Origin of the sequence: Cryobacterium luteum (assembly GCF_900110125.1) — a bacterium.
Taxonomy (GTDB): Bacteria; Actinomycetota; Actinomycetes; order Actinomycetales; family Microbacteriaceae; genus Cryobacterium; species Cryobacterium luteum.
In genome coordinates, this window is record NZ_FOCN01000010.1 from 78,071 (window position 1) to 96,451 (window position 18,381).

Annotated in this window: 14 protein-coding genes and 1 tRNA gene; 3 read left to right on the top strand and 12 right to left on the bottom strand. The window is 66.2% G+C overall.

What is annotated here, in order from left to right; genetic code table 11:
* Window positions 1-65 precede the first annotated feature (65 nt).
* Genes BMW72_RS11405 through BMW72_RS11430 form a run of 6 tightly spaced genes read right to left on the bottom strand, consistent with a single transcriptional unit; the run spans window position 66 to window position 7,158 of the window.
* The gene (locus tag BMW72_RS11405) at window positions 66-1,772 is read right to left on the bottom strand and encodes a protein kinase domain-containing protein (protein ID WP_092110648.1); all 1,707 of its coding nucleotides are present in this window, start codon (window positions 1,770-1,772) and stop codon (window positions 66-68) included.
* A complete protein-coding gene (locus BMW72_RS11410; protein ID WP_092110650.1) occupies window positions 1,769-3,220 on the bottom strand; it encodes a peptidoglycan D,D-transpeptidase FtsI family protein in 1,452 nt (483 codons plus the stop codon). Before BMW72_RS11410 ends, BMW72_RS11405 begins: the two co-directional genes overlap by 4 nt.
* Window positions 3,220-4,614, bottom strand: a complete 1,395-nt coding sequence (locus BMW72_RS11415) for an FtsW/RodA/SpoVE family cell cycle protein (protein WP_370448778.1) — start codon at window positions 4,612-4,614, stop codon at window positions 3,220-3,222. The genes BMW72_RS11410 and BMW72_RS11415 overlap by 1 nt, the downstream gene beginning before the upstream one ends.
* Window positions 4,598-5,827 (bottom strand): PP2C family protein-serine/threonine phosphatase, encoded by a 1,230-nt coding sequence (locus tag BMW72_RS11420; RefSeq protein ID WP_092110652.1) that lies wholly within the window; start codon window positions 5,825-5,827, stop codon window positions 4,598-4,600. Before BMW72_RS11420 ends, BMW72_RS11415 begins: the two co-directional genes overlap by 17 nt.
* 3 nt (window positions 5,828-5,830) lie before the next feature.
* Window positions 5,831-6,412: an FHA domain-containing protein FhaB/FipA gene (locus BMW72_RS11425; protein ID WP_092110654.1), complete on the bottom strand. Its 582-nt coding sequence runs from the start codon at window positions 6,410-6,412 to the stop codon at window positions 5,831-5,833.
* Window positions 6,409-7,158, bottom strand: coding sequence for an FhaA domain-containing protein (locus BMW72_RS11430; protein WP_092110658.1), 750 nt, complete (start codon window positions 7,156-7,158; stop codon window positions 6,409-6,411). The genes BMW72_RS11425 and BMW72_RS11430 overlap by 4 nt, the downstream gene beginning before the upstream one ends.
* Window positions 7,159-7,530: 372 nt before the next feature.
* Here BMW72_RS11430 and BMW72_RS11435 point away from each other — a divergent pair.
* Window positions 7,531-7,614 (top strand) — tRNA-Leu (locus BMW72_RS11435).
* 231 nt (window positions 7,615-7,845) lie between these two features.
* Entirely contained in the window at window positions 7,846-8,808 is a 963-nt protein-coding gene (locus BMW72_RS11440; RefSeq protein WP_092110660.1) for a cytochrome b/b6 domain-containing protein, read from the top strand.
* On the opposite strand, the gene BMW72_RS11445 is transcribed toward BMW72_RS11440, so the two are convergent.
* Together BMW72_RS11445 and BMW72_RS11450 are read right to left on the bottom strand one after the other, a co-directional pair.
* Window positions 8,710-9,573 carry an EI24 domain-containing protein gene (locus BMW72_RS11445; protein WP_198416309.1) on the bottom strand — a complete coding sequence of 288 codons (864 nt, stop codon included), beginning with the start codon at window positions 9,571-9,573 and terminating at the stop codon, window positions 8,710-8,712. The two genes, BMW72_RS11440 and BMW72_RS11445, sit on opposite strands and share 99 nt — an antisense overlap.
* Before the next feature lie 51 nt (window positions 9,574-9,624).
* On the bottom strand, window positions 9,625-10,995 hold the full coding sequence (locus BMW72_RS11450) for a hypothetical protein (protein WP_092110662.1): 1,371 nt from the start codon (window positions 10,993-10,995) through the stop codon (window positions 9,625-9,627).
* A gap of 38 nt (window positions 10,996-11,033) precedes the next feature.
* On the opposite strand from BMW72_RS11450, the gene BMW72_RS11455 reads away from it, so the two are divergent.
* Entirely contained in the window at window positions 11,034-11,669 is a 636-nt protein-coding gene (locus BMW72_RS11455) for a hypothetical protein (protein ID WP_092110664.1), read from the top strand.
* Between the two features lie 19 nt (window positions 11,670-11,688).
* Here the strand turns inward: BMW72_RS11455 and BMW72_RS11460 are convergent, their stop codons facing one another.
* The 4 genes from BMW72_RS11460 to BMW72_RS11475 form a co-directional block, all read right to left on the bottom strand.
* Window positions 11,689-13,140: an MDR family MFS transporter gene (locus tag BMW72_RS11460; protein ID WP_092110666.1), complete on the bottom strand. Its 1,452-nt coding sequence runs from the start codon at window positions 13,138-13,140 to the stop codon at window positions 11,689-11,691.
* Window positions 13,141-13,429: 289 nt separating this feature from the next.
* Window positions 13,430-15,904 carry an ATP-binding cassette domain-containing protein gene (locus BMW72_RS11465; RefSeq protein ID WP_092110668.1) on the bottom strand — a complete coding sequence of 825 codons (2,475 nt, stop codon included), beginning with the start codon at window positions 15,902-15,904 and terminating at the stop codon, window positions 13,430-13,432.
* A 34-nt stretch (window positions 15,905-15,938) separates the two neighbouring features.
* Window positions 15,939-16,994 (bottom strand): hemolysin family protein, encoded by a 1,056-nt coding sequence (locus BMW72_RS11470; RefSeq protein WP_092110669.1) that lies wholly within the window; start codon window positions 16,992-16,994, stop codon window positions 15,939-15,941.
* A complete protein-coding gene (locus tag BMW72_RS11475; protein ID WP_092110671.1) occupies window positions 16,987-18,366 on the bottom strand; it encodes a hemolysin family protein in 1,380 nt (459 codons plus the stop codon). The genes BMW72_RS11470 and BMW72_RS11475 overlap by 8 nt, the downstream gene beginning before the upstream one ends.
* Between the last annotated feature and the right edge of the window lie 15 nt (window positions 18,367-18,381).

Here is an 18,381-nt window from a genome sequence, read left to right on the forward strand (position 1 = left end):
CACAATCAGACACTGCGTTCGGGTTGGACACAGTGAGCGCTACTTTACCCCACGGCATTGGGGAGTTACTCTGCGACAGCAGTGTCGCCAGTAACGAGCACTTCGGCATTCGGGGAGAATTCAGAACTGATCTGGCCGCAAAAATAGCGGAACTTCACGGTGAAATTTTCGGTCCCGGCGGTGATCGTAGCCGTGGTGGTCTCAGCGTTGGTCGGATTTGCTGAGGTGATCACGGCGGCACCGCCCTCCGTGGCGATTTCATATCCGGCCAGTGTCTGGCCGGTCGGGCAGGTCTGTGCGCCCCACTTCACCGTTACGGTACCCGCAGCGGCGACCGGTGAGGGCGTCGCGGTCGGGGCCGACGTCGGCGCGCTCGGCGTTGCTACCGCTCCATAAACCGTGAGTGTGATCGTCGAGCCGGCCGGAACGGGGCCCCTGGGGTTGACCTGATACACCCGGTCGACATCCTCCTCGGTTGCCGCCGCATTGCCGGGTTCAACGTCGGCTACGAAGCCCATTTCGACGAGCAGGGCGGCTGCCTCGGCGCTCGGCTTACCGATGAAGTCGTCGGGATTGACCGACGTATTGGTTGGTGTCGGTGTTGGTGTCGGGCTGGGCGTCGGTGTGGGCGTCGGCGTCGGTGTGGCAGACGGGGTCGCCGACGTCACGGCGGGGGCCGGTGTCTCGTTGTTCTGGGTGACCAGGGCGATGAGTGTTCCGGTGAGCACGATCGCGAGCAGTACGACCAGGGCGATGAGCGGCCAGAACCACGGGCTGCGCTTCTTCTTCTCCGCCTCGGCGGCCGCAGCAGCGGATGCCCGCGTGATGGGCGCGCCGGTCGCGGGCAGGATGGTCGTGGCCTGGTCGCTGCCGGCGCCCGGCATGAGCATGGTCGCGCTGGTGGCGGTGAGACCACCCAGAACCGACGGTACGGCCACTGCAGCCGCGGCCACGTCACCACGGCGCAGAGCGGATGCCGCGCGTGCCAGGTGGGCAGCCGACGCGGGTCGGTCGGCCGGGTTCTTGGCCAGGCAGGCGAAGACCAGGTTGCGCACCGGCTCCGACACTGTTACCGGAAGGTCGGGCGCGATCTCGTTGATCTGGGCCATGGCAATGGCGACCTGCGACTCGCCCGTGAATGGGCGTCGGCCGGCGAGGGACTCGTACGCGACGATGCCGATCGAGTAGATGTCGGTGGTTGGTGAAGCCGGGTGGCCGCTGGCCTGTTCCGGCGACAGGTACTGCACGGTGCCCATGACCTGACCGGTCGCGGTGAGCGGAACCTGGTCGGCGATGCGGGCGATGCCGAAGTCGGTGATCTTGACCCGACCCTCCGGCGTGATGAGCAGGTTGCCGGGCTTGATGTCGCGGTGCACGAGACCGGCGGCGTGGGCGGCGTGCAGCGCTGCGGAGGTCTGCGCGACAATGTCGAGCACCTTGTCGGTCGGCAGCACGTGCTCCCGCTCAAGAATGGTCGATAAGGCTTCGCCGGGAACGAGTTCCATGACCAGGAAGGCGCTGCCGTCTTCTTCGCCGTAGTCGAAGACATTCGCGATTCCCTCGTGGTTGACGAGTGCCGCGTGGCGGGCTTCGGCGCGGAAGCGCTCGAGAAAGCCCGGGTCGCCGAGGTACTCGTCCTTCAAAATCTTGATGGCGACACTGCGCCCGATGACGAGGTCGGTGGACTTCCACACCTCGCCCATGCCGCCAATCGCAATGCGCGACTGCAGCTCGTATCGTCCCCCGAAGGTGAGGCCTGCTGTGGGTCTCATTTGTTAAGCACCGCCTCTAGAACTTTCTGTGCGACAGGTGCGGCAAGAAGGTTGCCGAACCCGGTTTGTCCCATTCCCCCGCCGTTCTCAACGAGAACGGTGATGGCGTACTGCGGGTCGTTCGCCGGCGCGAAACCGGTGAACCACAATGTGAACGGATCGGTTGACCCGTTCTGCGCCGTGCCTGTTTTTCCCGCCACGTCAACCCCGTCTATTCTTGCATTGCTTGCCGCGCCATCCTGAACGCCGTTGATCATCATCGCGGTGAGCGTCGCTGCGGTTTCTTCGCTCATCACCCGCCCCAGCTCTACCGGTTTAAAGGTTTCAATGGCGCTCAGATTCGGGGCGAGAATCTCCTGCACCAGGTTGGGTGCCATCGAAACGCCGCCATTGGCGATGGCACCGCTGACCATGGCCATCTGCAGCGGGGTCGCTTGCACGTCGTACTGACCGAATGCCGACTGCGCGGTCTGCGGGTCGTCGAGACCCCGCGGGTACACACTCTCGGAGACGGTCATCGGAATGTTGAAGCTGCTGTTGAATCCGAACTTCTCCGCGGTCTCGCGAATGGCCGTGTCACCGAGTTCGACGCCCAGCTCGGCAAAGGGAATATTGCAGGACAACCGCAGCGCGGTGGCGAGCGTGACCGTCTCGCCGGCGCCGCAGGTGCCGCCGCTCGAGTTCTCGATCCGGCTCGTGGTGCCCGGCGCGGTGTACACGGTCGGGTTCGGGAAAGTGCTCTCTGGCGTGTAGCTGCCCGATTCCAGAGCTGCCGTCGTTACGACGAGTTTGAACACCGACCCTGGCGGGTTGAGTGAGCGGATGGCCCGGTTGATCAGCGGGTCGTTCTCGTCGGCCAGCAGGGCCTCATAGCTCGTGGTGACTTCGGCATTGTTGTGCACCGTCAGTAGGTTCGGATTGAAGCTCGGCTTGGACACCATAGCCAGGACACGACCGGTCGCGGGTTCGGTGACGACCACCGACCCGGTGTAGTCGCCGAGGGCATCCCAGGCAGCCTGCTGGGCCACGGGATCGATGGTGACCTCCACTGCGGCGCCCTTCGGGTCCTGACCGGTGACGAGGGCACTGACCTTGTCGAAGAACTGCGAGTTGGACGTTCCGGTGAGCTCGGCGTTGAGAGCGAATTCGAGGCCGGTCGGTTCGCCGTTGAGCGGGATGAACCCCGTGATCGGGGCATACAGTTCGGGGTTGGTATAGGTGCGCAGAAATTTGAAGTCGTCGTCGGCCGGCATTGACTGGGCGATCGGTTCACCGGCCACGAGGATGGCGCCCCGCTCGACCTGATAGCTGTCGTACAGCGTGCGGGTGTTTCGCGGGTCGGCCGAGAGATTGTCGGCCTGGAAGGCCTGCACGATCGAGGTCGAGCTGAGCAGGGCGGCGAACATCAGCATCACAACGATGCTGACGCGCTTGAGTTCGCGGTTCACTAGACCACCAGCCGGGGTTGATTGCGCACGGTGTCGGAGAGTCGCAGCAACAGGGCCGCGATGATCCAGTTGGCCACGAGCGATGAACCGCCGGCGGCCAGGAACGGAGTGGTCAGACCGGTCAGCGGGATGACCCGGGTGACGCCGCCGATGACGATGAAGCACTGCAGGGCCACGACGAAGGCGAGGCCGACGGCGAGCAGCTTGCCGAAGTCGTCCTGGCCGGCGAAACCGATGCGGAAGCCGCGGGCCACGAACAGAAGGTACAGGGCGAGAATGGCGAAGATTCCGGCGAGCCCGAGCTCTTCGCCGAGGCTCGCGATGATGTAGTCACTCTGCGGCACCGGGGTGATCTCCGGGCGTCCCTGGCCCCAGCCGGTGCCGAGGAGGCCGCCCTTGGCCAGGCCGAACAATCCCTGCACAAGCTGGAAGCTGCCGCCGTCGGCGTCATAGACAGCCGGGTTGAGGGCGTCTAGCCAGTTGGTGAAACGACCGTTGACGTAGTCGAGCGTCTGGCTGGCTATCAGGGCTCCGCCGAGGAACAGGCCCATGCCCAGGATGACCCAGCTCAGTCGACCGGTGGCCAGGTAGAGCATGACCAGGAACAAGCCGAAGTAAAGCAGAGCCGTGCCGAGGTCGCGCTGAAAGATGATGACCGACATCGACAGGGCCCAGACCACGAGAATGGGGCCGAGGTCCCGAAACCGGGGAAAGCGGGCGCCGAGAATCTTCTTGCCGACCATGGAGAGGCTGTCGCGGTTGCGCACGAGGTAGCCGGCGAAGAACACGGCGAGGGCGATCTTGGCGATCTCACCGGGTTGGAAGGTGCCGAAACTGCCGACGCTGATCCAGACCCTGGCGCCGCTGACCTCCTTGCCGAGGCCCGGCACGAGCGGCAGAAAGAGCAGGAGAACACCGATGAGACCGGCGATGTATGTGTAACGGAACAGCACGCGATGGTTCCGGATGACCAGCAGCACAACGATGGCGCAGAAGATGGCCAGGGCGCTCCACACCGTCTGGCGTACGGCAGCGCTCTGCCACCCCGACTCCTGATCGGCGATGTCGATGCGGTAGATCATGGCGATGCCGATGCCGTTGAGCACCGAGGCAATCGGCAGAATGAACGGGTCGGCGTCGCGGGCGACGAACCGCAGCACGACGTGCAGGCTGATCACCAGCACCGACAGGCCGGCGCCGAGCAGAACGAGGGTGGGGTCGAGTTCACCGAGGGCGCCCAATTGCACGAGCACGACCGAGCTGGCGTTGATGAAACAGGCGATCAGCAGCAGGAACAGCTCGAGGTTGCGCAGTTTCTGCGGCAGGTGCAGACGCCGCACCGGCTCGGTGGCCGGGCGTGCCCTGAGAGCGGATGCCTTACTCAACGATTGCACCCTTCAGTCGCTCGACAATGGCCACAGCATCGGCGAGTGACCCGGCGTTGATGGTCTGCTCGACCTGCTGGCGGTCGTAAACGCGCAGATCGTCGAGCACGAGGTCGGTGTCTTCGTAGACGCTGGAAAGCTTGATGGGGCCGATGTCCTGCTGCACGCCCTGGTAGATGGCCACGGTGGAACCGTCGACGCCAACGAAATAGCGGGTCTGGGTCCACTGATAGCCGAGAATCGTGGTCGTGACGATGCTGAGCACGAGCAGAATCACACCGACCAGCCAGGTGGCCTTGCGGCGGCGCGCGCGGCGGGCATCCTCTTCGATCAGTTCGGACAGGTAGTCCTGTGAGTCGGGCTCGAAGTGCGTTTCGCGCACCGGATGCAGGCGCAGGGCCGGGATGCGCAGGGCTCGGTTGCGGCCGGGTTCCTCACCGAAGGCGAGCGGGTTCGCGGCCGCGCCGACGATGACCGGGCTGTCGGTGCGGGCGACGCCCTCGTCGATGTCGACGATGACCACGGTCACGTTGTCGGGGGCGCCGCCGTCGAGGCTCTCTTTTACCAGCAGGTCGGCGACATCCTGCGCGTTCGCACCACTGGCGAGGGCGGAGGCGATGGCGGTGTGTGAGACGACGCCGGTGAGGCCATCGGAGCAGAGCAACCAACGGTCACCGGCAAGGGTGGCCAGGATCGAGGTGTCGATTTCGGGGCTCGCCTCGACGTCGCCGAGCACGCGCATGAGCACCGAGCGGCGCGGGTGCACCATGGCCTCGGCCTCGGTGATGCGCCCGCTGTCGACCAGCCGCTGCACGAAGGTGTGGTCGATGGTGATCTGGGAGAGTTCGCGCTCGCGCAGCAGGTAGATGCGCGAGTCGCCGATGTGGGCGATCGCGACCTCATTCTCGAGCACGATTATGGCGCTGACGGTGGTGCCCATGCCGGTCAGTTCGGCGTGTTCGAACACCGTCTCGGCGAGCTGGGCGTTGGCGCCGATCAGGGCGGCCTGCAGGGCGAACTCGGCGTCCTGGGCGCTCTCATAGGACTTGTCGGCCTCGATGATGCGCTTGGTGGCGATCGACGAGGCAACGTCGCCGCCGGCATGCCCGCCCATGCCGTCGGCGACCACGAATAGGTTACGTCCGGCGTAACCGGAATCCTGGTTGTTGGAGCGAATCTTGCCGACGTGGGACGCGGCTGCGCTATGACTGACCGTCGCCATGACCTACCGCCGAAGCTCGAAGCTGGTAGCGCCGATCTTCACGGTGGCGTTCAGGGGAATCTTGGTCGGCACGGTGACGCGCGAGCCGGCCAGAAAGGTGCCGTTGGTGGAATCGAGGTCCTGCAGCATCCACTCGTCGTGCCAGAGCATGAGGCGAGCGTGGTGGGTGGAGGTGTAGTCGTCGCGGATGACCAGGCTGGAGTCGCTCGAACGGCCGATGGTGATGGTGTCGGCGCCCAGCGGAAATTCGGTGCCGGCCTTCGGGCCGCTCGTGATGACCAGGCGGGTGGTGTTCTGGCTGGTGGCCGTTCCGGCCTGCGCGGCCGGGGTGTCCTGGCCGGCCGGGCTGGCGCGGGCGACCGGCGCTGTGAACGCCTCGGCGGCGGCTGCGACCGGAACCGCCGCGGGAACAGCGGATGCGGGGAAGGCGGCGGCCGCCACGGGCGCGGCATCCGTTTGCATCTTGCGCACACGCTGGCCGAACAGGTCGCTGCGCAGGGCATAGACGATGCCGAAAATGAACATCCAGAGCAGAAGCAGAAAGCCGATGCGCAGCACGAGCAGGGTCAGTTCGCTGACGTTCATGCGTTTGGCCCCCAGAATCCGCCCATGTCGTGGCGTTCGGTAGCCGGGTCGGTTGGCGCCGCCGCGCGGGGAGCCTCGCTGGAGGCCTGGGCGATCACGCGGAAGACGATGCGGGTGCGGCCGATGGTGACGGTGGAGTCGGGCTCGAGGATGGCCTGGCTGACCGGGGCGCCGTTGAGCTGGGAGCCGTTGGTGGAGCCGAGGTCGCGCACCTGGGCGCGAGCGCCGTCCCAGAGGATTTCGACGTGGCGGCGGGAGGTTCCGGTGTCGTCGACGGTGATGTCGGCGTCGGAGCCGCGGCCGATCACGGTGCGGGCCTTGACCAGCGGGTGCCGGGTGCCGTTGATGTCGAGAACCGGGGTCCAGGCGACGGTGCTTTTGACCGAACTCGAGTCGATCTGCACCATGCCCTCGCTGAGACTGCGGTCGTCCTGCAGGGTGATGACGATGCTGCCGGTGAACTGGTAACGCTGCTCCGTGCCGTGTTTTTGCACGAGGGCGGTGAGTTCGTCGATGAGAGTGACGCCGAGGGCGCTCATGCGGGCGTAGTCGGTGTGGGACATGCGCACCGTGAAGCGATTGGGCGCGAGGATGCGATCCCGCGCGACAACAGCGGCCTTGGTATCGAGCTCACGACGCAGCGCGGAGGTTATTTCCACCGGCTGCAAGCCCGATCGAAAGGTCTTGGCGAACGCTCCGTTGACGGCGCGTTCCAAGCCTTTTTCAAAGTTATCCAGTATGCCCACAGGTCTCCCGATCCGGTCCGTTTGGCTATGAGCATGTTACTTGTCTCGGGTGACAACCCACCTTGAGGGCGCAAACGGCACGAACAGTCATACTACCCGCGGTGAGTCCGGGACCGAACTCCACGCCCATTATGGGCATTAGCTGAGACTTTTTTGGTGGGTACCGGTAAGCGGATGCGACGCGGCCGGGCCGGGCCGGGGCATCCGTTGGTCACCGCGCCCCTTAGCGGTGACCGCGCCCGCCGGAGCTGGCGCGGCGATCGGTAGCTGGCGCGGTCATGCCCGATGCCGCCATCGATGCGGCCCGCCCGGACGCGCGACGCGCCGACGAATGGCGCTGACCCCCCTCGCAGTGTTAGCATTCCTAAGTTCGCGCGAGTGGCGGAATTGGCAGACGCGCTGGCTTCAGGTGCCAGTGTTCGAAAGGACGTAGGGGTTCAAGTCCCCTCTCGCGCACAGTGGATGGGTGCGGACAGCCGCACGATCCAAGCGAACAGTCAGGGCCTTCGAGAAATCGGGGGCCCTGTGTCGTTTGAGATCCCGGAGTCGGAAATCCGCGCAGCACGGACATCGGTCGGCACCCGCGGTAATGTGACCTACCGCGTCATTGCGTGCCACCCCGAGGCGAGGGGCAAGTAGCCTTAAGAAAGACGCGCCCGCGATTCGCCCGGGCGGGAACGGATCGCGATGACGACGGGTACCTCCCGGCTGAACTTGTTTCGGCCGAGCCGGCCGAGCCGGCCCAGCCGATGGTTTCGGCTGGCCTGGATCGTGCCTGCCCTGGTCGTGGCTTCGACCCTTGTCGTGTTCGCGGCGAACGGATTGAGCGCCCTTCCCGCGGTCGAGTCGTTCATGCGCACCTACCCCGGTGTGTCGACCCAGCCGGCCGCCGTTCCGCTCGGAATACCGACCTGGCTGGCCTGGCAGCACGGGCTCAACGCCTTCTTCATTTTGTTCGTCCTTCGCACCGGCTGGCAGGTGCGCACGACCAAACGCCCGTCCATTTTCTGGACGCGTACCAATACCGGCTGGTTGCGCACCAAGAATCCGCCGATTCGTATCACCCTCGACCTCTGGCAGCACATCGTCTTCGACAGCCTGTGGGCGGTCAACGGCATTGTGTTCTACGTTCTGCTGTTTGCGACCGGGCAGTGGCTGCGCATCGTTCCGACGAACTGGGACGTTTTCCCCAATGCGGTGTCGGCCGGCCTGCAGTACGCCTCACTGAACTGGCCGACCGACGCCGGCTGGGTGCACTACAACGCCCTGCAGCTGCTCAGCTACTTCGCGGTCGTGTTCCTGGCGGCGCCGATCGCGCTCGTGACGGGCCTGCGCATGTCGCCGGGGCTGTCGGCGCGGCTGCGTCGCTTCGACCGGGTCTTTCCCCTGCCGGTTGCGCGCAGACTGCACTTCGCGACGCTCATTTTCTTCGTGGTCTTCATCATCGTGCACGTTTTACTCGTGCTCACGACCGGCGCCCGCGCCAATTTGAACCATATGTATGCGGCCCGAAACGACGACGGCTGGCTGGGCGTCTGGATCTTCGCCGGGTCACTCGTGCTCGCTGCCGCCGTCTGGCTGGGCGCGCGTCCGGCCGTCGTTCGCGCCGTCGCGGCTCGGAGCGGGCGCATCATCCACCGCACGCGGTAGCCCAGGCATAGCCGCGATCAGGTCACGGCTGAGCAGGGCGGCCCCGGCGACCGCCGCTGGCATCACGATGACGGCCGCGCCCGGAATGAGGAACAAGACGTAGGTGAGCACCCCGAAACCGAGGCTGCGGGGGCGGCGGGCGCGCAGCATCCGTCGACGCTGGGTGAGGGTGAAGCCGCGGGCGTCGAAGGCGAAGCCGGTGAGTTCGAGGGCGAGGATCCACCCGCCGAACAGCGCGCCGAGAATGAGCGCGATCAGCTGGCCGAGCCCGGGAATCAGGCCGCAGAGCAGCAGCACGAGCGCGACCAGAACGGCGACGCCGACCAGTCGCAGGGCGTCGGCGACGGAACGCAGAATGCCGCGCTGCGTTTCGACCGGCGCGTCGCCGAGCCTGGTCTCAACCGCCCGCCAGATGCGCTCATAGAAGGGGTCACCGACCAATAGCGTCACCGCCACAAAGGTGTAGGCCAACACGAGGATGCCCGCGATCGCGACCGCGACGCCCGCCACGGCCCGCAGGCCCGTGCGCCACGGCTCGGCCCAGTCGGTCGCGAACGGGGTGAGCCAGGCGGCGAGGGTCTCGAGGTTGATGAGCAAGAGAATAATGCCGGCAAGGTAGACGATGCCGACGATGAACGCGGGGAGGGCGCCGAGCAGCATGAGGCGCGGCGAGGTGCCCCACATCCTGAGTCCGCGGCCGAGAAAGCCGGCCCCGGCGAGAAACTCGCGGGTGGCGGTGGGGCGGTCGGGTGTCGAGGCGTGCACCTCAAAACCCTAACGCGTGGTCGTGGGGCGGCAACTCCCTTCGCGCGGCCGCTACGGCGCGGCGTTCCAAGCGGCGATGAAGGCGGCCTCGGTGAGCGGGTCGGTGGTCTCGTCGTCGAAATAGGGCGGCACGACTATCAAAGGCGTGACGGCCGTGAATTCCAGCTGGAATTCGCGGTCCACGGTTTGCACGGTTATGCCGCTGCCAGCTGCGAAAGCCCGTTTGACGCTCGGCGCGAACTCGACCAGACCGGCGGTATTCGCCACCACCACCCAACCTCCGCTGGGGTTCAGCACGATCGACTCCACGAAGTCGTCGGTCAGGAGCAGGGCCGCGGTCGCCAGCGAGCTCTGACGAACGGCGTAGTCAGTGCCGATGACGACGAATTCGGGGTCGTCACCCTCGAATTGATAACGGAGTGACTCCAGAGTCGCCGCGTCGACGGCATCGCCGATCAGGGCGTCGACCCGCTGGGCGGCCGTGACCGAATCGACGGTGAGAGTGAGCTGGGTGGGAGTGGACTCGACTTCGAGCAGGCCGGTCACGGCACCAATGCGGTCGACGATGCCGTTCACCTGAGTGAAATCTCCTTCGCCGGTCTGGGTCACCAGCCCCGAAGTCACGGTGATGGGGCCGAGACTGGCGGCGTAGGGAAGGGCGGCGATGAAGGCGGTCGCGGCGGCAACATCCGTTTGGCGTTGCAGTTTGAGACCGAAGGCGTGGGGGTTGAGGGCGGCGCCGACGAGGTCGAAGGTGGCGGCGGCAGCGGTGAAGGCATCGATGGCGGCGTCGGGCCGAATGCCCGTTTCGCCGCCGGACACGACGAAGCCGCGTGCCGTGGCGGTCAGTGGGGTGTCTGCCCGGTGCGTGTCGCCGAGCAGAGCCGCGGCCGCGTCGTAGACCCCGACCAGTTCGGCCGCGCTCGACGCGTCGACGAGCGTGCGGTCGTCTATCGTGGCACCGACGACCCCATCGGTGGCCTTGAGCTGGGAGTACAGGCTGAGCATCTCGTCGTTGTGGGCCTGAACGCCGTCGACGGAAAGGGCGAAATCCCCGATTTCAAGCCGGACGGGCGACCAGCTCAGAAAGGTCGAGTCGTGCTTATTGATGTACCCGGCGATGAGATCGGCCAGTTCTCCGACGCGTTTTTCGGAAGCGTCGTCGGTGACGGTGACGCTTCCGCCCACGGATCCGTAGAACGGGAGGTTGTTGGTGCCCGCCGTGCGTACGTCGACGACGTCTGGTTCGTCGGCGAGGAATTTCTCGAATTTTTCGCCGCCCGAGCTGCCCGCGTTGGCGGAGCACGCGCTGAGCCCGGTGATTGTGACGATGAGCACGGCGAAGGCAGCCAGGCGACGGCGGGATGGAGCGAAGATGGCGTTCCGATCTGCCGGTGGGTTCCTCGGTTCTGTGCCCCGCACCGGTATTCTCGAGGGTACAACAGCGAGAAGGGGCAACCGTGGCGCACGCGCATCCGCTGCACGTCGACCTCGAAGTGGCCTGCCTGTGCTGCTTCGCGCCGCAGCCGTTTCACTTCACCTCCCTGAGCGACCAGGTGGTCTGCTCGAAGTGCCTGCACCACATCGGAGCCGAGAAATCCGAGCGCCGCGACCTGGAACACGTGAAGATGTGGGCGGCGCGCTGGGCAGCCAACGAGACCGCCCACGGCGAGTATCTTGCAGAAACGGATGCCTTACTCGTCGCCCGAGATACTGACCTGACCGCGCTGCGTGACCAGGTCGCCGAGCTGACCGCCCTCGTTGCCGGGCAGTTCTCCGCCGGGATCGACGGGGTGCGCAGCCTGCTGCAGAACGACCTGGTCAAGCGGGCCGAACGCAATACCGAACTGGCCCGGCGTCAGATCGACTGGGCCATGGCCGGTATTTGGCGCATTGAGGCCCTGCACCACGACTCGGCGGGATCGAAGTGCTCCTGCGGCCGCACCGCCGGCAGCTGCCCTGAGAGCGCCGCGATCGACCCCCTGCGTCAGGCCCTGCGCGACTGGGAGAAGAAGAACGTGGCGCTGCTGCAGAACGGTCGGCGGCACGGGCTGCCGGGCGAGCATCCTGCGGTGCTGGGCCAGCGCATCCGCTGAACTCGCTTAGCGCAGCCGGCTAGTGACCGACCGCGACCGGCTCGCCGAGCGGCGGGCGCCGCACGAGGAACGCGGCCGGAATCGCGAACAGCGAGATGATCGCGCCGCACAGGAATGCGCCGCGAATACCCGAGGCCGTCGCTGAGATCTCGTTGACGCCCTGCGCCATCAGCGCGGCCGACTGGGAGGTCATGACGGCGATGAACAGTGCCGTTCCGACCGCGCCGGCGAGCTGCTGAATGGTGCCGACGACCGCGCTGCCGTGGGAGTACAGGCTCGGCTTGAGTGAGCCGAGGCCCGAGGTGAACAGCGGTGTGAACAACAGCGAGAGACCGGCGCTCATGCCGATGTGGGCGATCAGCAGCATCCACGGCGGGGTGGTCTCGCCCATCATGGTCATTGCCCAGAACGCGGCGCTGACGATGATCGATCCGGGAACCAGCAGGATGGTCGGGCCGCGGCGGTCGTAGATGCGGCCGACGAACGGTGCGAGCAGACCCATGGTGAGCCCGCCCGGAAGCAACAGCAGCCCGGTCTCGAGGGCCGTCAGGCCGAGCACGTTCTGCATATACAGCGGCAGCAGGATGATGGTGCCGAACAGGGCGAGCATGCTGATGCTGAGCATCGAGATCGACACGGTGAAGGTGCGCGAGCTGAACACGCGCAGGTCCAGCAGCGCGCGATCGGTGCGCTGCAGCCGCAGCTGGCGCAGCACGAACAGGCCGAGGGCGACCAGGCCGATGCCGAGCGGCACCCAGCCGGCAGCGGATGCCCCGCCCAGGTTGCTCAGACCGTAGACGAATCCGCCGAAACCGAACGCCGAGAGGACGACGGAGAGCACATCGAGCGGAACCTTGCGCGGAGTCGTCACGTTCTGGATGCGCGAGGCGCCGAGGATGAGCGCGCCGATCGCGATGGGAAGCACGAGGATGAACATCCAGCGCCAGTCGAGCACGCTGAGGATAACGCCGGAGATGGTCGGGCCGATCGCCGGGGCGACCGAGATGACGATGGAGATGTTTCCCATGGTCTTGCCTCGCGAGGCCGGTGCGACGAGCGTCATGACGGTCGTCATGAGCAGCGGCATCATGATGGCCGTTCCGCTGGCCTGCACGATGCGGCCCAGAAGCAGCACCTCGAAGCCGGGCGCGAGCGCGGCGATCAGGGTTCCGGTGCTGAACAGCGTCATCGCGGCGATGAAGACCGGCCGGGTGTGAAAACGCTGGATCAGAAAACCGGTGATCGGAATGACCACGGCCATCGTGAGCATGAAGGCCGTGGTCAGCCACTGCGCGGCGGTCGCGGTAATGCTGAGGTCGTCCATGAGGTGCGGCAGGGCCACACCCATGATGGTCTCGTTCAAAATGACGACGAAGGCGGAGACCAGCAGCAGCCGAATCACCAACTGATTGCGTTTGGCGTCGGGGTGCGCCTCGGCCGCGGTCGTGGGCGCGCTGGTTGTTGCGGTCATAGCTGGTCCTGACGATCATGCGAAAAAGGGATGGCTCAAAAAGCGGCCTGCGAAAGTGAGCGGCCGTGCGAACCCCGGGCCGGTTCGCTCTGTGCGCCAACAGGTGCAGCGCTGTGCAGGGTGTGAAATATTCCTGCGCGTGCAAATTGACCGCAAGAGGCGATCGGTGCCCGGGGCTGATTCAGGAAGATCGGCGGCTCACCGGGCTGCTGCCGCGCGATTCCGGGTCTGGGCTGGCTGCAGGTGCCGGATTTCCTGAATTAGCCACCAAAAACGGGCGGGCAAATGGCTACGGCAGGCGGAGCCTGAGGTAGGGCGCGGTGCGGCTGGTCGGGTGCGCGGCGACCGTGGCGGGAGTGCCGGCGGCGATGATCCGGCCGCCGGCGTCTCCGCCGCCGGGGCCGAGGTCGATCACCCAGTCGGCGGCGGCGACCACATCCATCTCGTGTTCGACCACGACCACGGTGTTGCCGGCATCGACGAGGCGCCCGAGCTGCAGCAGGAGCAGCTCGACGTCGGCCGGGTGCAGCCCGGTCGTAGGTTCGTCGAGCAGGTAGAGCGTGTGGCCGCGGCGGGCGCGCTGCAGTTCGGTCGCGAGCTTGATGCGCTGCGCCTCGCCGCCGGACAGCTCGGTGGCCGGCTGCCCGAGCCGCAGATAGCCCAGGCCCACCTCGCGCAGGGTTTCGAGGCTGCGCGCGGCGGAGGCGACGTCGCTGAGAAAAACGAGCGCGGCATCCACTGTGAGGCCGAGTACCTCGGCCACGTTCTTGCCGTGGTAGGTCACCTCGAGGGTGTCGGGGTTGTAGCGCGACCCGCCGCAGTCCGGGCAGGGCGCATAGCTGCCCGGCAAAAAGAGCAGCCCAACGGCCACGAAACCCTCGCCGAGACAGGTCTCGCAGCGGCCGCCGGCCACGTTGAACGAGAATCGGGAGGCGGTGAAGCCGCGCGCGCTGGCCTCGTCGGTGGCAGCGAAGGTGGCCCGCACGGCGTCGAACAGGCCGGTGTAGGTGGCGAGGTTGGAGCGCGGCGTGCGCCCGATCGGCTTTTGGTCCACCTGCACCAGCCGGTCGACGGCCTCGAGCCCGGTCACTGCGCCTACTTTCGGGCGCTCGGCGTGCTCGATCTCAGCGTCGGGGTCGGCGAGATCGAGCACCGGCACATCGTCGGGGTCTGGGTGCAGGTGCTGCCCCACGGCCTCGGCCAGCACCTGGCTGACCAGGGTGGACTTGCCCGAACCGCTCACTCCGGTCACCGCCGTCAATACTCCGAGCGGAATCTGCGCGTCGAGGCCTCGCAGGTTGTGCCGGGTCACGTCGGTCAACCCCAACCAGCCGAGCGGATGCCGCAGCTCGCCCGCCACCACCGGCTCGCGGTCCTCGGCGAACAGGTACTGCCGGGTCACCGACGCCTCGACCTGGGCGAGTCCGGCCGTCGGCCCGCTGTAGAGAACCTCGCCGCCGCCCTCACCGGCACGGGGGCCGACGTCGACGACCCAGTCGGCGCTTCTCACGACGTCCATATTGTGTTCGACCACGAAGACCGAGTTGCCCGACTGCTTGAGCTGCTCGAGCACGAGCAGCAGCGGTTCGGCATCGGCTGGGTGCAGACCGGCCGAGGGCTCGTCGAGCACATAGATCACACCGAACAGGCCGGAGCGCAGCTGGGTGGCGATGCGCAGCCGCTGCATCTCCCCCGGAGAGAGGGTGGGGGTCGAGCGGCCGAGGGCCAGATAGCCGAGACCCAGTTCGAGCAGCACGTCGATGCGGCGCAGCAGATCGCCGGCCAGGGTGACGGCCACTTCCGTCGAAGCGGAGTCGCCCGACACGATCGGCCGCAGGATCTCGGCCAGCGCTGTCATCGGCAGCGCGTTGAGGGCGGCGATCGACTGGCCGGCTACGGTCACGGCGAGGGCTTCCGGCTTCAGCCCGCTGCCGCCGCAATCGGGGCAGGGGCCGGTGTCGACGTAGCGCAGCACTCGCTGCCGTACGTTCGGGCTCTTGCTGTCGGCCAGGGTGTGCAGCACGAAACTCTTCGCGCTCCAGAATCGGCCCTGGTAGGGCTTGGCGATGCGGTCGCGTTGCGGCACAACCTCGACCACCGGTTGTTCCTCAGTGAACAAAATCCAGTCGCGGTCGGCGCGGGAGAGGCTGTGCCAGGGCGCGTCGATGTCGTAGCCGAGCACGGCGACGATGTCGCGCAGGTTCTTGCCCTGCCAGGCGCCCGGCCAGGCCGCGATCGCGCCGTCGCGGATGCTGAGCGTGGGATCGAGCACCATCGATTCCTCGCTGACGGTGTGCGCCAGTCCGAGGCCGTGACAGCGCGGGCAGGCGCCCATCGCGGTGTTCGGCGAGAAGGAGTCGGATTCGAGGCGACCGGCGGCATCCGCTGGGTATATGCCGGCACGGGAATACATCATGCGGAGCGAGTTGGAGAGGGTGGTGACCGTGCCGACGCTCGAGCGCGAGCTCGGTGTACCGCGGCGTTGTTGCAGAGCGACGGCCGGTGGCAGCCCGGTGATCTCATCGACGTGCGGGGTGTGCCCCTGTTGAATGAGGCGGCGCGCGTAGGGCGCGACCGACTCGAAGAAGCGCCGCTGCGCCTCGGCGAAAATGGTGCCGAAGGCGAGCGACGACTTGCCGGAGCCCGAGACACCGGTGAACGCCACAATGGCATCCCTCGGCACGTCGACGTTCACATTGCGCAGGTTGTTTTCGCGGGCGCCGCGCACCCGCACGAAACCCTCTGGCTGATTTTCGCTAAGCATCCGAACAATATAGGTGCTGCGGTTGTGTATGCCGTCAGATCGACGTGGCGTCCTCGACCTGACCGACGAGCTCCTCGATGATGTCCTCCAGAAAGAGCACACCGGTCACGGTGCCGTCGGCGTCAAACGCGGTCGCCACGTGCGCGCCCAGGCGCCGCATCGACGCGAGCGCATCTTCCAGTTCGCTGTTCGACGAAACGGAAGCGAGACGGCGCAGCCGTTTGCTCGGCACCGGCTGCGTGAAGCTGGTACCGCTGGTGAGATCCATGACGTCTTTCAGGTGCAGGTACCCACTCGGCTGGTCGACGTCATCGGTGAGGATGTAGCGGGAGTAGCCGTGGCGGCTCACCGCGCGTTGGATGTCGGCCGGGGATGCCGTGGCTGGCAGACACACCATCGACTCGATGGGCACCTGCACGTCGGAGACCCTTTTCGAGGTGAACTCGAACGCCGCACTGAGTGTGCCCGAGGCATCCTGCAGCATGCCCTCGCGGGTGGACTGCTCCACGATGTTCGCGACCTCGTCGAGGGTGAACGCGCTTGTCGCCTCATTCTTCGGTTCGACCTTGCACAGACGGAGCACGCCGTTGGCGAGCCAGTTGAGGCTGAAGATGATCGGGTTGAACACGCGGGCTACGAACACGAGCGGCGGTGCGAGAATGAGCGCGGCCTTTTCAGGAATGGAGAACGAGATGTTCTTGGGGATCATCTCGCCGAAGACCACGTGCAAAAAGGTCACCAAAATGAGCGCGAAGGTGAAGGCGATCGTGCTGATCATTCCTTCGGAGAGCCCGGTGCCGGCGAGTGGGTATTCGAGCAGGCCGTGAATGGCCGGCTCTGACACGTTGAGAATGAGCAGCGAACACACGGTGATGCCGAGCTGGCTGGTGGCGAGCATCAGGGTGGCGTGTTCCATGGCCCACAGGGTGGTCTTGGCCGCCTTGCTGCCCTGCGCGGCGAGCGGCTCGATCTGAGAGCGCCGGGCCGAGATGACCGCGAACTCGGCGCCGACGAAGAACGCGTTCACCACCAGCAGCACGACGAGCCAGATCAGGCCCGGCATGTACGCGGCTAAATCGGCGCTACTCATGGATCAGGTCTTTCTTGATGTCGTTCACGATGCGGTCGTGCGGGGTGGCCACGCTCAGGTCGGTGTCGGTGTCGGTGTCGGGCTCGGCCGGCGTGTAACGCACGCGGTGCACCCGCACGCCGTCGACTCGGTCGATGCGCAGCACGCCACCCGCGATGGCGACCTCGTCGCCCAGTTCGGGAATGCGGTCGAGCTGGTCGGCCAGGAACCCGCCGACGCTGTCATAGTCGCCGTCGTCTGGAACGGTGACCCCGGTGCGGTCGAACAGTTCGTCGGGCCGCCAGGCGGCGTCGAAGACGACGGACCGGCCGGAGCGCACGACTCCGGCTTTGGCCCGGTCGTGTTCGTCTTCGAGTTCACCGACGAGTTCTTCGACGAGGTCTTCCAGGGTGACGATGCCGGCCGTTCCGCCGTATTCGTCGGCGACCACCGCAATCTGGAAGCCCTGCCCGCGCAGTGCAGCAAGCAGGGAATCCACGCCCATCGACTCGGGAACACGCAGCGCCTCCACCTTGAGGTCGGCGGCGGTGACGGTGCCCCGCTCGCTGAGAGCAACGGCGAAGGCCTGTTTCACGTGCAACACTCCGACGATGTCGTCGGAGTCCCTGTCGATGACGGGGAAGCGCGAGTATCCGGTGCTGGTGGCGAGGCGCACGATGCCCTCGGCTGTGTCGGCGACGTGCACCGAGGCCATGCGCACCCTGGGGGTCATGACATCCGCCGCGGAGTGGTCGGAGAACCGCAGGGTGCGGTGCAGCATGGCGGCGTGGTCGTCGTCGAGCACCCCTTCGAGGGCGGAGCGGCGCACCAGAAAGCTCAGCTCCTCGGCGCTGCGGGCACCGGAGAGCTCTTCCTTGGGTTCAATGCCGAAACGACGGATGATGGCGTTGGCGGTGTTGTTGAACAGCAGGATCACGGGTTTGAACACGGTCGTGAACACGGCCTGCGCCGGGACGACGATCTTCGCCGTCGCGAGTGGCACGGCGAGGGCGAAATTCTTCGGAACGAGTTCGCCGATCACCATGGAGAACAGGGTCGCGAGGGAGATGGCGATGATCGTTCCGACCACGGGAATGACCCCGTCCGGCACTCCAGCGTTGGCAAGTGGGCCGCGAAGCAGCGAACTGATCGCCGGTTCGAAGGTGAACCCTGTCAGCAGGGTGGTGAGGGTGATGCCCAGTTGCGCACTCGACAGGTGAGTCGAGGTGATCTTGAGCGCCTTGATGGTGGGACCGAGGCGTTTCTCGCCGCGGTCACGCCGGGCTTCGAGGTCATTGCGGTCGAGCGTGACGAGGGCAAACTCGGAGGCTACGAAAATTCCCGTTCCAACGGTGAGAACGAGTCCTACGCCCACCATGATCCACTCATACATGGTGTGGTCCTCTCA